This is a genomic window from Streptomyces doebereineriae (genome assembly GCF_031845645.1).
Classification (GTDB): Bacteria; Actinomycetota; Actinomycetes; order Streptomycetales; family Streptomycetaceae; genus Streptomyces; species Streptomyces canus.
The window spans coordinates 545,623-559,551 of record NZ_JAVREZ010000001.1; the positions used below are offsets into that span (position 1 = coordinate 545,623).

Annotated in this window: 12 protein-coding genes and 1 pseudogene; 3 read left to right on the forward strand and 10 right to left on the reverse strand. The window is 67.3% G+C overall.

The features are described 5' to 3' along the window. Positions 1-69 precede the first annotated feature (69 nt). From RNB18_RS02590 to RNB18_RS02620, 7 genes are all read right to left on the reverse strand, one after another. Positions 70-2,622, reverse strand: coding sequence for a GH32 C-terminal domain-containing protein (locus RNB18_RS02590; protein WP_311712477.1), 2,553 nt, complete (start codon positions 2,620-2,622; stop codon positions 70-72). Further along, entirely contained in the window at positions 2,613-4,112 is a 1,500-nt protein-coding gene (locus tag RNB18_RS02595; RefSeq protein WP_311712478.1) for a glycoside hydrolase family 32 protein, read from the reverse strand. The genes RNB18_RS02590 and RNB18_RS02595 overlap by 10 nt, the downstream gene beginning before the upstream one ends. Before the next feature lie 74 nt (positions 4,113-4,186). Further along, entirely contained in the window at positions 4,187-5,098 is a 912-nt protein-coding gene (locus tag RNB18_RS02600; RefSeq protein WP_311712479.1) for a carbohydrate ABC transporter permease, read from the reverse strand. A 1-nt stretch (position 5,099) separates the two neighbouring features. Then, entirely contained in the window at positions 5,100-6,029 is a 930-nt protein-coding gene (locus RNB18_RS02605; protein ID WP_311712480.1) for a carbohydrate ABC transporter permease, read from the reverse strand. Between the two features lie 95 nt (positions 6,030-6,124). Continuing rightward, the gene (locus RNB18_RS02610) at positions 6,125-7,432 is read right to left on the reverse strand and encodes an ABC transporter substrate-binding protein (protein WP_311712481.1); all 1,308 of its coding nucleotides are present in this window, start codon (positions 7,430-7,432) and stop codon (positions 6,125-6,127) included. 96 nt (positions 7,433-7,528) lie between these two features. Further along, the gene (locus RNB18_RS02615) at positions 7,529-8,563 is read right to left on the reverse strand and encodes a LacI family DNA-binding transcriptional regulator (RefSeq protein ID WP_311712482.1); all 1,035 of its coding nucleotides are present in this window, start codon (positions 8,561-8,563) and stop codon (positions 7,529-7,531) included. A 355-nt stretch (positions 8,564-8,918) separates the two neighbouring features. Further along, positions 8,919-9,545 (reverse strand): DUF2461 family protein, encoded by a 627-nt coding sequence (locus tag RNB18_RS02620; RefSeq protein WP_311712483.1) that lies wholly within the window; start codon positions 9,543-9,545, stop codon positions 8,919-8,921. A gap of 232 nt (positions 9,546-9,777) precedes the next feature. On the opposite strand from RNB18_RS02620, the gene RNB18_RS02625 reads away from it, so the two are divergent. Next, on the forward strand, positions 9,778-10,383 hold the full coding sequence (locus RNB18_RS02625; protein ID WP_311712484.1) for a dihydrofolate reductase family protein: 606 nt from the start codon (positions 9,778-9,780) through the stop codon (positions 10,381-10,383). A gap of 25 nt (positions 10,384-10,408) precedes the next feature. On the opposite strand, the pseudogene RNB18_RS02630 reads toward RNB18_RS02625, so the two are convergent. From RNB18_RS02630 to RNB18_RS02640, 3 genes and pseudogenes are all read right to left on the reverse strand, one after another. Beyond that, positions 10,409-10,793, reverse strand: a pseudogene (locus RNB18_RS02630) (IS481 family transposase); the annotation flags it as partial. 58 nt (positions 10,794-10,851) lie between these two features. Continuing rightward, complete coding sequence (locus RNB18_RS02635; protein ID WP_311712485.1) at positions 10,852-11,868, reverse strand: NADPH:quinone oxidoreductase family protein; 1,017 nt, start codon at positions 11,866-11,868, stop codon at positions 10,852-10,854. A gap of 46 nt (positions 11,869-11,914) precedes the next feature. After that, complete coding sequence (locus tag RNB18_RS02640) at positions 11,915-12,280, reverse strand: MerR family transcriptional regulator (RefSeq protein ID WP_311712486.1); 366 nt, start codon at positions 12,278-12,280, stop codon at positions 11,915-11,917. Between the two features lie 471 nt (positions 12,281-12,751). On the opposite strand from RNB18_RS02640, the gene RNB18_RS02645 reads away from it, so the two are divergent. After that, positions 12,752-13,204 carry a DUF5707 domain-containing protein gene (locus RNB18_RS02645; protein WP_311712487.1) on the forward strand — a complete coding sequence of 151 codons (453 nt, stop codon included), beginning with the start codon at positions 12,752-12,754 and terminating at the stop codon, positions 13,202-13,204. Between the two features lie 313 nt (positions 13,205-13,517). Then, positions 13,518-13,913 carry a GNAT family N-acetyltransferase gene (locus RNB18_RS02650; RefSeq protein ID WP_311712488.1) on the forward strand — a complete coding sequence of 132 codons (396 nt, stop codon included), beginning with the start codon at positions 13,518-13,520 and terminating at the stop codon, positions 13,911-13,913. Positions 13,914-13,929 lie beyond the last annotated feature (16 nt).

A 13,929-nucleotide genomic window follows, 5' to 3' on the forward strand; every position in this document is an offset into this window, starting at 1 on the left:
TGGTGCGGCACTGGCAACCGGGTGTGTTGCCTGGCACCGAACGCGCCCTGGCAGCACACCCGGTTTGGGTCATTTCCAGGTGGATGCCAGTTGCCATGCCTGGAGGTGGGTGAGTTCGGCCGTTCCGTCGTCGGCGAAGACGTCGACGCCGGTACTGGAGGGGTCGGGGAAGATCTGGTCGGTCAGGACGACTTGCTCGCCGCGCGCGTTCTGGGCGTAGACCTCGACGGATGCGGCGTCGACGAGGACATGCAGGCGCAGGGGCTTGCCGTCGAGTGCCAGCGGGGCGTGTTCGGTGCTGGAGAAGGTGGGATCGAAGTCGGTCGCGCCCGAGGCGGTGCGGTCGAGGTAGACCTCGCCGGTGGTGGTGTCGTAGCCGATCCGGGTGCGCTGTCCGGCGGCGCCGGTGCGTACGTCGAGGCCGAAGCGGGTGGCGGTGCCCGGGGTGAGGTCGGCCTTGAGCTCCAGGGTGCTGCCGTGGACGTCGAGCGGCGTGGCGCCGTTGGTGACGGTCCTGGCGGGGACGCTGGTGGTGCTGCTGCGGAGGGTTTTCAGTTCGCTGACCGGGTTCTGGACCAGCTGGGTCTTGCCGTTCACGGTCCGCAGGGCGAGCTGGCGCGGGAAGGTGTCGGCGCTGCGCCAGGGGCTGGTGGGGATGTTCCCGCCGTAGTTCCAGCTGTTCATCCAGGCGATCATGACTCGGCGGCCACCGGGGACATCGGTGAAGGTGTTGGCGGCGTAGAAGTCCTGCCCGTAGTCGAGCCAGTGGGCGCGCCGGGTGGTGGACAGGGCGGGCTTGTCGGCGGCGGTGAACTGGTCGGCGAGGACGTGGCCCCAGCCGCTGGTGTTGGCGTCGACGATCTGGAGCTGGACCTGCTTGCCCTTGTAGGCGGCGGTGTTGAAGGAGGCCCAGTCCAGGTTCTCGGAGTTGGCGCCGGTGGCGCTCTGCACGATCTTGCCGTCCACGAGGAGGTTGACGCCGGTCTCGTCGGAGTGGGGCTTGGCCTGGGTGTCGGAGAGGACGACCTGGTCGAGGTTGAGGTGGCCCCAGCCGCCCGTGTTGGCGTCCACGACCTTGATCTGGGCCTGCTTGCCCTGCAGGTCGGACAGGTCCCAGGAGGCCCAGTTCAGGGCCTCGGCGTTGGCGCCTGTGGCGGAGCGCACCACCTTGCCGTCGACGACGAGTTCGACGGCGGTGGGGGCTTCGGAGCTCGCGGCGTGGTAGCCGCCGCCGATGAGGAAGTCCAGGTACTTCTTGTCGATGGTGAAGGTCGGCGAGGTCAGGGTGCCGGTGGTGGCGTCGCCGTTCAGGTAGGTGTTGGCGAGCCCACTGCCGAGGTAGCCGGTGACCTGTTGCTGGTTGGGGAGGGTGCCCTGGGCCGGGCCGGTGCCGAAGGCGTCGCCGGTGGTGGTCCAGTCGCCGAGGGGACTGGTGTAGGTGCTGCCCTCGAAGTCGGCGAGTGTTTCGCCGGTGGGTGTCGGCACGTCGCCCTGTACGGAACCGGGCTGGTACGGGTGGTTGCCCCCGCCGACCTTGAAGTTGATGTAGTTGCTGATCACGGTGAACGCCGGCGAGGTCAGCGTGCCGGTGGCGGCGTCGCCGCCGTGGAAGCTGTTGGCGACGTTCTTTCCGTCGAAGCCGGTGACCTCGCTCTGGCCGTCCAGCGCCCCGGTCGTCGGCGCTGTGCCGAACGCGCTCCCGTCGGCCGTCCAGTCGCCGAAGGAGCCGGACTCGAAGTCCTGCAGCGCGGTGCCGCTCGGCGGGGTGTAGGCGCCGCTGTCGTCGGCGGTGAACTTCTTGCCGTCGAAGTCGCCGACGAAGTACTGGGCGCCGGAACCGCCCGCGATGGCACCGGGGTTGAGGTTGACCGCCAGCACCCACTTGGTCTTCTTGGCGTTGCCGTCCACCGGCAGCGGGAACAGGTCCGGGCACTCCCACACCCCGCCGGTCGCGCCGGCCGGGCCGAAGTCGCTCTGGTGGGTCCAGTGCTTGAGGTCGGGAGACCTGTAGAAGGCGATCTTGTGCTGGTCGGAGAGGGCGACGGCCATCAGCCAGCTGTGGGAGGGGGCGTACCAGAAGACCTTCGGGTCACGGAAGTCGACGGAGCCCAGGTCGAGGACCGGGTTGCCGGAGTACTTCTTCCAGGTGGTGCCGCCGTCCGTGCTGTACGCCAGCGACTGCCTCTGGACGTTGGTGGACTTCACGAGGCTGGTGTAGACGGCGACCAGCGGCGGGTTCTTCTTGGTGCCGAAGCCGGTGGTGTTGTTCTTGTCCTGCACCACACTGCCGGAGAAGACCATCTCGTCGTCGTCCTGGGGTATGGCGACCGGGAGCTGCTTCCAGTGGAGGAGGTCGGTGCTGACGGCGTGGCCCCAGGAGATGTTGCCCCAGCTGTTGCCGGACGGGTTGTACTGGAAGAACAGGTGGTACTTGCCCTTGTACCAGATCAGGCCGTTGGGGTCGTTCATCCAGTGCTGGGACGGGGTGAAGTGGAACTGGGGCCGGTACTGCTCGTGATAGAGGGTGTCGGCGGCGGCCGGTGTGGCGGCGAGCAGGCCCAGCCCGGACAGGACGGTCAGAGCCGTGAGAAGTCTGCGGCGGGGACGGGTCGTTAGGGACATGGCGCTCCTTGTGCGGGAATCGGGTGGTGCGCGTGGAGGGCGTCCTGGGTCCCGGGGCCGGGTTCCGCGGGGGCGGCGAGATTCCATGCCTGGACGGTGAAGTCGACGGATCGGGTCTGCAGCGACCAGGAGGCGTCGGAGTCCGGGTAGAAGCGCAGGGTCAGGGCTTCCCCGCTGCTGAGGAAGACTTCGACGACGGACCGGTCGACCACCATGCGCAGCTCGACCGGTGCGCCGGAGCGGGCCGCCGGGTAAGGGATGCGGTATGCGCCGCCGACGGCCCGGGGGTCACGGGAGGCGTGGGAGCGGTCGACGATCACTTCGCCGGCGTCGGCGTCCACCAGGACATCCAGGTGTGCGCTTGCGTCGGCCGAGGTGGTCAGCCGGAGGCCGCCCGGATGACCCGGCGGAGGCGTGAGCCGGGCGGTGAGGTAGAAGGTGCTGCCGACTTCGCCGAGTGCGACCGGGTCCGCCTGGAGGGGGCCGGTGGCGTACAGGAGTTGCTCGCCGCGCAGTGCGGTGACTTCCCGGGCAGGTTGCTGGTGGACGGTGCCGTCGGCAGTGAGGGTGATCTCGCGGGGGAGGGTGAGCAGCCCGGCCCAGCCCGCCTCGCCGACCCAGGTGGGTTCGCGGGCTTCCCATGACCAGGCCCACAGCAGCCAGCGCCCGTCCGGGGCGCGCAGCAGTGCGGGGGCGTAGAAGTCCGGGCCGTGGTCGAGCCGGACAGGTGCCGCGGGGTGGAAGGTGCCGTCGAGGGACTCGCGGCCGGGGTAGGCGGCGGTGGCCTGGGGGCCGGTCTTGTGGTCCCAGGTACTGATGATCAGCAGGCCCTGCCGTCCCGCGCCGTCGGGCGCCGGCCAGAAGGCGTACTGGGGGCACTCCCAGCCGGCGCCGGTGTCGGTGCCGCCGGGCAGCGGCCTCGGGGCGTCGGCGGCGAACGGGCCGAGGTGCTGCCAGTTGTCCAGGTCCGTCGACTCGTACAACTGGGCGGCGCCCCGGCCGTCGGAGAGGGCCGAGCCGACCAGCATCCGCCAGCGGTCTTCCTCCTGCCAGACATAGGGGTCGCGGTACATCGTGGTGTGAGCGGGGGGCTGGGGGATGAGCAACTCCGGCCGCTTGGCCCAGGTGTGGCCGCCGTCGTGGGATTCGGCGGTGGTGACCGGCTGCCACCAGCGGTCGGTGCGGTTGGCGGAGTAGAACGCCACCAGCCGGCCGCCGACGGAGACGGCGTTGCCGGAGAAGCACCCGTCGGCGTCGTCACCGCCCGGGGTGGGGTTCAGGGCGACCGGGAGCTCCTCCCAGGTGACCAGGTCCGGGCTGCGGAAGTGCCCCCAGTGCACGTTCGCGTGCTGCGGACCGTACGGGTTGTACTGGAAGAACACGTGGTAGTGGCCGTCGTGGAAGACCAGCCCGTTCGGGTCGTTGATCCAGTTGCGCGGCGGGCGCAGATGTACAGCGGGCAGGTGGGGGTCGACGGGCGGCGTGGACACACGGAGCCTTTCGAAGGGTGCGCGAGGCACAGGGGGTGGCAGAAGAAGTGGGGCGGGCGCGGGCCCGGCGGGGGTCAGCCCTTGACGCCGCTGGAGGCGATGCTGCTGACGAAGACCCGCTGGAAAGCCACGAACAGCGCGAGCACCGGCACCGTGATCATCGACGAGTAGGCCATGATCTGGCCCCAGGAAGGGTTGAGCTGGAAGAAGTACTGGATGCCGACCATGACCGGGCGCAGGTTCTCGCTCTGGACGACCATCAGGGGCCAGAGGTAGGAGTTCCAGGCCGGCAGGAAGGTCAGGATGGCCACCGTGGCGATCGCCGGGCCGGACAGGGGCATGACGATGCGCCGGTAGATGCCGAACCAGCTCGCCCCGTCGATGACGGCGGCTTCGTCGAGCTCCTTGGGGATGCTCTGGAAGTACTGGTGGAACAGGAAGATGGAGAATGCGTTGGCGACGAAGGGCAGGATCTGCACCTGGTAGGTGTCCAGCCAGCCCTCGGTCAGGGAGAGGTGGAAGCCGTTCACCTGGAGCCAGGGCAGTTGGTTGACCCACCAGACCAACGGCAGGGCGAAGGTCTCGAACGGCACGATCAGCGTCGCGATCACGGCGGTGAGCACGATCTTCTTGCCGCGCCACCTCATCCGTGACAGGGCGAACGCCGCGAGGCTGTTGACGAAGATGCCCAGGACCACGGTGACGGCGGAGATCCCGATGGAGTTGAGCAGGAACCGGGCGGCGGGCACCCGGTCGAAGACTCCGCTGTAGTTGTCCAGGGACAGGTGGCCGACCGGCAGGAACGCCTTGACGCCGTCCAGGTCGCCGAAGATCTGCTGGTCGGGCTTGAGCGACGACACCAGCATGAACACGATCGGGAAGGCGAAGAACAACGCGAGCGCGATGCGCGCCGTCTGCACGGTGAGCGAGCGCAGCAGCGACCTCTGGCGGTTCGGTCGTGCGGGGGCAGGGGATACGGAGGTCATGTCAGCCCTTCTCCCTGGTGAGGAAGCGCTGGACGAGGGAGACCGCCAGCACCAGTACGAAGAAGACGAGGGAGATCGCGGACGCGTATCCGGTCTGCTGCTGCGCGTATCCCGTCTGCACGGCCTGGTAGACGACCGTGGTGGTCGAGTCCAGAGGGCCGCCCTGTGTCATTACGCTGACCTGCGCGAACAGGCTGAACGCGGCGATCGTGATGGTGATGAGCACGAACGTGCGGGTGGTGCGCAAGCCGGGCCAGGTCACGTATCGGAAGCGCACCCAGCGGGTGGCGCCGTCGATGTCGGCTGCCTCGTACAGGTCCTGCGGGATGGTCTGGAGTCCGGCCAGCCAGATGATCATGTGGAAGCCGACGCCCTGCCAGACGGACATGAGGATGATGGCGGGCATGGACGTGGACGGGTTGTTCAGCCAGTCCGGCCCTTGCACGAGTCCGAGGCTGAGGTGCGAGATGAGCTCGTTGACCAGCCCCGTCTTCTGGTACATGAACGTCCACAGGATGGAGACCACCACCATGGACGTGACGACCGGGATGAAGTAGACGGTCCGGAAGAAGTTGACGCCCTTGACCTTGGCGTTGACGAGCAGCGCGAGCACCAGCGCCAGGCCGCCCTGCAGTGGAACGACGACCGCGGCGAAGTAGAAGGTGTTGCGCAGCGACTTGTAGAACAGCGGGTCGTCCAACAGCGTGCGGAAGTTCTGCAGTCCCGTGAACTGGGCGGGGACCGGGGAGACCAGGCGGGCGTTGGTGAAGGCCAGCGCGAAGGCCAGCACCACCGGGATGACGAAGAACAGCAGCAGGAGGAACACGGCGGGGCTCACCATGCCGAGGGCGGTGAGGCTTTCCCTGCGCCGTGCACGCCCCTGCCGTGCACGGCGAACCGGTGGGGCATCGGCAGCGGGTCGAGTGGACATGGGGGTCACTGTGGTGGCCATGGGACATCCAGGCAGGTACATGTCCCGGCGGAGGCAGAGGGAGGAACCGCGTCCGCCGGGACGGGCGGACGCGGTCAGCTGCCGCTGGAGTAGTTGCTGGTCGACAAGTTGTTGTCGATCTGGCTGACGGCCTGATCAAGGGCGCCCTTCACATCGGCGCCGGCCAGGATGTCCATGGCAGTCTTGGAGAACACCGTGGAGATGTAGGGGTAGGCCGGGGTGACGGGCCGGACCACCGCGAACTTCTGCGCTTCCTTGAGGAAGATGTTGAACTGGCCGCCCGTCTCGTAGCCCTTCACCTGCTGCGCCGCCACGCTGGTGGCGGGGATGGTGCCGGTGGCCTTGGCGAAGTCCACGAAGTACTTCGTCTGCCGGGAGAAGTTCAGATACGCCTGGGCGCCCGCCTTGTTGGAGCAGCTGGAGCTCATGGCCCACTGCCAGGAGGCTCCGCCGATCTTCGGTCCGGCGCCGAAGTTGACCGGCGGGAGGATGGCGAGGTCGCTGCCGAACTTGTCGATGTTGGCCTGGGCGGACCAGCTGCCGTCCCACTGGATGGCGGTCTTGCCGTTGCGGAAGTCGTCGCCGGGGCTCTTGCTGGACTTCTGCGGCGCGTAGCCCTTCGTGACCAGTGAGCGGAACCACTTGCCCCACTCGACGGCCTTGTCGCCGTTGAGCGTGCCCTTGGCGCTCTTGTAGGTGGAGCGGTCGATCAGGTCGCCGCCGAAGCTCTGCAGCATCGGCGAGTAGGCGTACGGCCACCACTCGCCGGGGTCTCCCGTGCCGAGGTCCAGCGCGTTCTTGAACTTGCCGCCCGACTTCAGTTTGGCCAACGCGTCGCCGAACTCGGTCTTGGTCCAGGGCTTGTCCAGGGTGGGGACGCGGATGCCGTACTTTTTCAGGACCGACTTGCGGGAGTACATGGTCAGCGCGACGTCGTAGAACCCGGACGCGTAGGTCTTGCCCTGGTACGTGCCGACCGTGCTGGGCAGCTGGTCCTTCACCGCGACTTGGCCCTTGGACAGGTCCAGCGGCGCGAGGTACCCACCCCAGGCCCAGTTCGGGACGTTGGGGCCGTCGACGTCGAGGAGACACGGCAGCTTCCTGGCGGAGGCCGCAGCCACCACCGAGTCGTTGTAGGAACCCTGCGGGAACGCCTGGATCTTGACCTTGTACTTGCTCTGACTGGCGTTGAAGTCCTTGACGACCTGCTTCACGACGCCGTATTCGGCGGCGTTGCCGGCGTTGTGCGTCCACAGGGTCAGCGTGTTGCCGTCGGCGCCCGACGAGCCGGTACTGCCGCTCCCGCCGCAGCCGGCCACGAGCGCCACCGCGGCCAGGGCGGCTATGCTCGACACCGCGAGGCGCCTGGTTCTCGATTCCACCTGGGTTCCTCCAATTCACTGTGCACGGTCTGGCAGACCGTGCCGGCGGCCGGTGATGACGGCCGCCTGTATCGGTGGTGCTTCGCCGCTCCGAGGTCAGAGTCGGGGCGGCGAAACAACCGATGCCCGTGCCACCAGCGGGCAGGGCAGCATCTCCTGAGCGGCCGGACCAGCCCCCTGGTCCTGTGCGCCCGTGAGCGCGAGCAGCTGTACGACCGCGCGCGCCCCCATCTCGTAGTGCGGCAGGGCGACGGTGGTCAGCCCGGGGTACAAGCCGTCACAGATCAGTTCCTGGTTGTCGAACCCGATGACCGACAGGTCGGCGGGGATCGACAGTCCCAGTTCGGCGGCGGCACGGTAGACGCCCATGGCCATCCGGTCGGCAAAGCAGAACAGCGCGGTGGGCCGTTCCGCTGTCTGCAGAAGCCTGAGTGCCGCCCGGTACCCGCCGGCGGCGTCCGCGGTCTCCGTCACCACCAGCCGGGGGTCTTCTTCAAGGCCCGCCTCGGCGAGAGCACCCCGGTAGCCCTCCAGGCGGCCGTGGGTGGCCGGGATGTCGTCGACGTTGTTGATGAAGCCGATCCGGCGGTGGCCGTGGCGGAGCAGTTCACGCACCGCCGTGCAGCCGCCGAGGACTTCGTCCGGCACGACCGAGGGCACGCCGGGGTCGTTGGAGCGCGCGTCCAGCAGCACCGTGGGCACGGAACGCAGCTGCTCCGGCATCTCCACGACCCGGTGGTACATCGAGGCGTACAGCACGCCGTCGACCTGGCGCTGGAGCAGCAGGTCGATCTCCTTGCGCTCCAGCTCCGGGTCGCCGCCGGTGTTCAGCATGAGCAGCAGCAGGTCGTGCTTGGCCGCTTCCTCCTGGGCTCCGAGGATGATCCGGCCGGCGTGGGGCGTGGTGGCGATCTGGTCGCTGACGAACCCGATGGTGTTGGACCGCTTCAGCCGCAGCCCCCGTGCCAGTCCGTTGGGCGCGTACCCGAGTTCCCTGGCGGTTTCAAGGACGCGCTGCCGGGTCTCGGGATTGATGCGCTTGCCCTCGACCTCGTTGAGGATGTGGGAGACGGTCGTGGCCGAGACGCCGGCGGCTGCCGCCACGTCCTTGATTCCGATCCGCCCGCCCATGTCGTGCCCAATCGTTTTGGCAAGTGAGTGCGGGATGAGATTGCGCCCTGCGCGGCGCTCCTGTCAACGGCTCGTTACGAACTCGTGGCCAAGCGAAGTCGACGTGACGCCCCAGCGACGATCGTGGCTCCTGCTCCAGAGGGCGTCAGCGGGACCTTGCCCTTCGCCACCGGCACCTTCGGCGTCACGTCCTACGGATCCGCAATGTGCACCTCGGTCACCGGTCCGGGAGCGCCCATCGGCCGCTTCCCTGCCGGCACCGAGGAAAAGAACCGCCAACGCCTCTCTCGATGGCACCACGACCATGCCTGAGCAGCCAAAAGTCGACTCTTACGCCCGGAAAGGCAACGGCTTCTCAAGCGGCGACGTGGTCTGTCAGCCAGCTGAGCAGCGGGCTGATCTCCTCGTGAGTGGCCAGCACGCGGTCGACGACCTCCGGCGTCTGCAGCCATGCGTCACAGCCGAGGTGCCGCACGGCGAGAAGCGATCGGTGGCGCAACAACGCTGCTCGAGGATGGTCGGCGGGGTACTCCCGGGGCGCACGCTTCAGAAGATCCCCGGTGATCTCGTACCCCTTGTCACGTAATTCCGCAACCACATCGCCCAATACGGAACCGCTTGTCTCAGCGGCGACCGCCGCCCTGAACTTGCTGATCTGATCGGAGTCGGCGTACCACCACGCACCCTGCACCTTCAAGCCGTCCAGATTGAAGCGCAGCCCGATCTCGACGTTCCGGGCGATGCGTGCCACAGCGGACTGGTTCTGCCACCACCACGGTGTCTTCCCGTACCGCCACACAGAATGGTCCTCGAACGCGGGATCCGCCCATGCCAAGTCATGGAGCAGCGAGACCATCGGTTGCCGCACGAGACGTTCGCGATCCTTGCGGATTTCGCGCATCACCTCTTGTGACGGCTCACCTTCAAGACGCAACAACACGTCGAACGCCGACTCGTCCCAACCGGCGAACTGCCTCGGCATATCCGTCAACTCCAGCCCTCTTGTCGGTCCTTCACGTGACTGAGACATCTTCCTCGCTGCGATGCGGAAAATGATCCACCGGGGCTCCTGCGATCAGCCACGTCGAGCCACTGGCCGGCGCATCCCTCTCACAGCGTGAAGCCAAAGAGACAGAACTCAGCTGTGCCGCGGAAGTCCCGCCGATGAGTTTTCGGCGGTCGTACCGTCTACCCCTCGACGAAGGGAGCGCACCATGCGCAAGATCATCGTTTGCACGTTCCTGACGCTGGACGGCGTCATGCAGGCGCCGGGCGGCCCGGACGAGGACGCTGAAAGCGGCTTCGAGCACGGCGGCTGGCAGAAGCCGGTGGCCGACGACGAGGTCGGCACGGCCATCGCCGGTTGGTACGAGCACTCCGACGCGATGCTGCTCGGCCGCAAGACGTACGAGATCTTCGCGTCGTACTGGCCGACCGCCGATCCCGGCAACCCGTTCACCGATCGGATGAACAGCATGCACAAGTACGTGGCGTCTCGGACCCTGACGTCCGTCGAGTGGCAGAACTCCACGCTGCTGGAGGGCGACACCGTCGATGCCGTACGCAAGCTCAAGGCGTCCGACGGCGGCAACATCAACGTCGTCGGCAGCGGCGACCTGGCCCAGACCCTCATGCGGCACGACCTTGTCGACGAGTACCGGCTGACCATCCATCCGGTGATCATTGGCACCGGCAAGCGGCTGTTCGCCGACGGAGCGATCCCCAGTGCACTGGAGCCGGTCAGCGTCTCGACGACGAAGGGCGGCACCGTCCTCGGCGTCTACCGGACGAACGGTAAGCCCAGCTACGACAGCTACTAGATGTATGAGGCCAGGACGTTGGTTACGCCAGGGCTTCGGTGAAGGCAAGCCGACTGAAGCAGTCGACGGCGGAGTGCAGGTAGAGGTAGCCGCCGCCTACACCCTTGTTCTTGCGGTGCTCGACTGTCTTGGCCTGGTGGCTTCCGCGTCTGTGGATTCGCCGACCGCCGTCCGGGATCCGGCCGACCTTCTTCACGTCGATGTGGACCATGCGCCCCGGACCGCGAGCGATGGTCTTCCGACCGGCGCCGGTTCAGGCCGAGGGCGTGCAGATGGCGCGACAGGGTGCGGCACCTGAGCGTGATCCCCTCGGCCTGGAACTCAAATGCGATCCGGGACGCGGACCACTCCTCGGCACGGCGGGGCGCCTGGACCCTGGCAACGACCGCAGAGCTCGTCGCCGTCGGCCGGCGTCGTGATTGGGCGGTGCTGGCAACGCTGCACGAGTCGCAGCCGCACAGGCATTCCCTATCGCCAAGGATCGAGGGCGAGCTTGCCGCGGGTCCGGCCCGCCTCGAGTTCTTGCAGCACCATCGCCCCCTCAGCCAGAGGGTGAACCTGGGGGGTGCCCGGCGCGTACACGCCGTGGGCGATGAGGGCCTCGATCTCGACGAGCAACGACTGGTAGAGGGGCGGGGCCGTGACCGCCAGTGCACCGATGTGCAGACTCTTGACTTGGACCTGGTGGGTGAAGACCAGGTCGTGGGTGCTGAGGGTGGCGTCGCCGGAGGCGGCTCCGAACACGACGATGCGTCCGGTGAAGGGTTTGGTGACGGACAGGCTGGTCTTGAACGTGGCCTGTCCCACTGATTCCAGCACCAGATCGACACCGCCGGTCAGGCGGGTGATCTCCTCGGCCAGATCGGGGCGTCGGCTGTCCAGGACCTCGTCGGCGCCGAGCGCTTTGGCGGTGTCGTGCTTCTCCGGTGAGGCCGTGGCGATCACGCGTGCGCCGTAGTGGCGGGCGAGGCGGACGGCGGCCTGCCCGACGCCTCCGGCCGCGGCATGTATGAGGACTACCTCACCCGTCTTGATGTCACCCAGCGGCTTCAGTGCCGCCAAGGCGGTGGCCCAGTTCAGCACCAGGCCGACGGCTTCGGCGTCGCTCCAGCCGGACGGCACGGGAAGCACGCCCGCGGCCGGCATCGTCATGTACTGCGCGAAGGCGCCCGGGCCGACTCCGACGACGTGCGTGCCAAGCCGCAGCGGGCTGTCGACCTCCGGGCCGACACCCACGATCTCACCGACGGCCTCAAAGCCCGCCACATAGGGTGCCTGCGGGCCTCCTCCGTAGGTGCCATGGGTCTGCATGACGTCTGCGAAGTTGACCCCGGCGGCACCGACGCGGATCAGGTACTCGCCCGGCCCCGGGGTAGGGCGTCGATGATCGGTCGTGAGGGTCAGATCCTTCGGTCCCCGGTGCGACCGCTGGACCAGGGCTCGTACCGTCTGCTCAGCGGTTTGCCGGTGCTCGTTGATCTCCATGCACCGAACGTAGGAGTCTGACACTTGCGTCAAGGTCAAGCGGCGGTCAGAGATCAGTACGGCGGGCCTCTCGCAGGTAGACGTCGAGTGCCGCCTTCTGATCGCTGAGAACCGCGATGCGAGCAGCGAGCCGGTCGCGATGGCTCTGCACCTCGTGCAGGAACTCCGCGCACACCACGTCGGTGCCGGCATCGGATCCGTCGGTGAGGCCGGCCAGGACCTCTCTGATCAACCGCACGGGCAGCCCGGACTCCAGCAGCGAGCGGATGACGAGCACCCGATCGATGGTGGACTGGCAGTAGTCGCGGAATCCATTGCTGAAACGGCCAGGCACGATCAGGCCCTCGTCCTCGTAGTGCCGCAACGATCGCGCGCTCACACCGCTGACTCTGGAAGCTTCGCTGATCTTCATACCTGCAGCCAACGTCCAGGAGCACTGCGGTCTTCCGGCGGTTACGTCGGGTCGTGACGGTTGGTGTGGGCTGCGCTGCGCCCGAGAGATGAGGTATCCCGACCGCGGGACCTGGACCTGACCGGAGGAAGACCGCGCCGACCTGAAGACATCCTGGCCCGCTGCCCCGAGCTGGACACAGCCGCCGCACACGTCCGCGCCTTCGGTGAACTCCTGAGCACCGACTCGGCGCCATGCTCCCGACCCTGGATCGGCGCCGTCGACGCCAGCCACTTTATGCGCGAGCCGGGTTCGAACGACTCCGAAAAATGATTGTGCTTCAGTGACACTCCGCGTCCCGGACTGGCTCTACTCAGGCCTCAGTTGAGTACGTGTGCTCATTACCGGTGCGCGCTGCGCGGCCAGTATTGGTGCAACGGCGCAGCCTGGAGCGCCGGTCCGATCCAGCTGATTCGAGTAGGGAAACTTCTCATGTCGCGACGTGTCGTTCTCTCCGTGGCCGCCGGTGTCGTCGTTCTCGGCGGTGCCGGAGCCTTCGCCCTCGCCTACGCCGGGGAGCAGCCTCCTTCTGTGGCGCACAGCGCCGCCCGCTACGCTGCCCCCGACGGTGACCGCAGTGGCTCGTTGACCTTCACCACGGACGTCAAGGTGTCCTCCGGCATCAAGGACGTGAAGGTCCTGGCCTGGCCGGCGAACTCTACCTTCGCGAAGAAGGGGCTGACTGCCAAGGACATGGCCGCCGTGGATTCGGCCGTCTGCAAGCCGTCCGGTGAGGACACTGTGCGCTGCACTTATTCCGCCACTGTCACCCGCGCCGATGCCGAGGCGTCTCCGCGCGGTCTGTGGCACGTCGCGGTCCTGGCCACCGCCAAGGACGGCGAGACGACGCTGGACACCAAGGCGGCCGACTTCACCGTTGCGTGATGCAGATGCACATGTGCTCGCGGCACACAGGCAGTTGAGACCACGCGCGCTCTCATGCCGGAGCAGAGGAAAGCAGGTTTCACCTGGCTGACCGGTCCCGACCCTCAGTACGGGTTCGGGTTCCGCTGCCACCCTCCAGTGCAAGTCGGCAGGGCCGATCTCCAGGAGGCCATCCGGGACTTCCTCTCGCAGGTGGACCCCAGCACAGGACACATCGAGTGATCACCAGTCCAGGACTGCACCGCGTTCTGCCCGGATTTTAAAGGTCATCCTCCCCAGCGGGTTTGTAGGCGGAGAGGGCTAGGTTCGGATCATGACGATCACATATGAGTGGCGGGGCGACGTCGACAACTCAGCTCTCAACAAGCTGCATGCCGAGGGGTTCGATCACCCGGTCGGGCATACGGACTGGCGTGCAAGGCTGCAACGTCACAGCCTCGGCTGGGTCTGCGCGTGGGAAGGTGACCGTTTGGTCGGCTTCGTCAACGTCGCCTGGGACGGCGGCGTCCATGCGTTTGTCCTGGACACGGTCGTCGCCCAGCGCAATCGTTCGAACGGGGTGGGAGCCGCGCTGGTCAAGGCAGCTGCGGAGGGAAGCCGTGCTGCGGGGTGTGAGTGGCTGCATGTCGACTTCGAAGAGCACTTGCGATCGTTCTACTTCGATGCCTGCGGCTTCGGAGAGACGACGGCAGGTCTGATCGCCTTGTGACCTTGGGTTCCCCGCC

What these genes read in the sequence shown, in the direction of transcription:
- RNB18_RS02635 (WP_311712485.1), bottom strand. Translation starts at nt 11,868, where the DNA reads ATGGAGATCAACGAGCACCGGCAAACCGCTGAGCAGACGGTACGAGCC.
- RNB18_RS02645 (WP_311712487.1), top strand. Translation starts at nt 12,752, where the DNA reads ATGTCGCGACGTGTCGTTCTCTCCGTGGCCGCCGGTGTCGTCGTTCTC.
- RNB18_RS02625 (WP_311712484.1), top strand. Translation starts at nt 9,778, where the DNA reads ATGCGCAAGATCATCGTTTGCACGTTCCTGACGCTGGACGGCGTCATG.
- RNB18_RS02640 (WP_311712486.1), bottom strand. Translation starts at nt 12,280, where the DNA reads ATGAAGATCAGCGAAGCTTCCAGAGTCAGCGGTGTGAGCGCGCGATCG.
- RNB18_RS02605 (WP_311712480.1), bottom strand. Translation starts at nt 6,029, where the DNA reads ATGTCCACTCGACCCGCTGCCGATGCCCCACCGGTTCGCCGTGCACGG.
- RNB18_RS02650 (WP_311712488.1), top strand. Translation starts at nt 13,518, where the DNA reads ATGACGATCACATATGAGTGGCGGGGCGACGTCGACAACTCAGCTCTC.
- RNB18_RS02590 (WP_311712477.1), bottom strand. Translation starts at nt 2,622, where the DNA reads ATGTCCCTAACGACCCGTCCCCGCCGCAGACTTCTCACGGCTCTGACC.
- RNB18_RS02615 (WP_311712482.1), bottom strand. Translation starts at nt 8,563, where the DNA reads ATGGGCGGGCGGATCGGAATCAAGGACGTGGCGGCAGCCGCCGGCGTC.
- RNB18_RS02600 (WP_311712479.1), bottom strand. Translation starts at nt 5,098, where the DNA reads ATGACCTCCGTATCCCCTGCCCCCGCACGACCGAACCGCCAGAGGTCG.
- RNB18_RS02620 (WP_311712483.1), bottom strand. Translation starts at nt 9,545, where the DNA reads ATGCCGAGGCAGTTCGCCGGTTGGGACGAGTCGGCGTTCGACGTGTTG.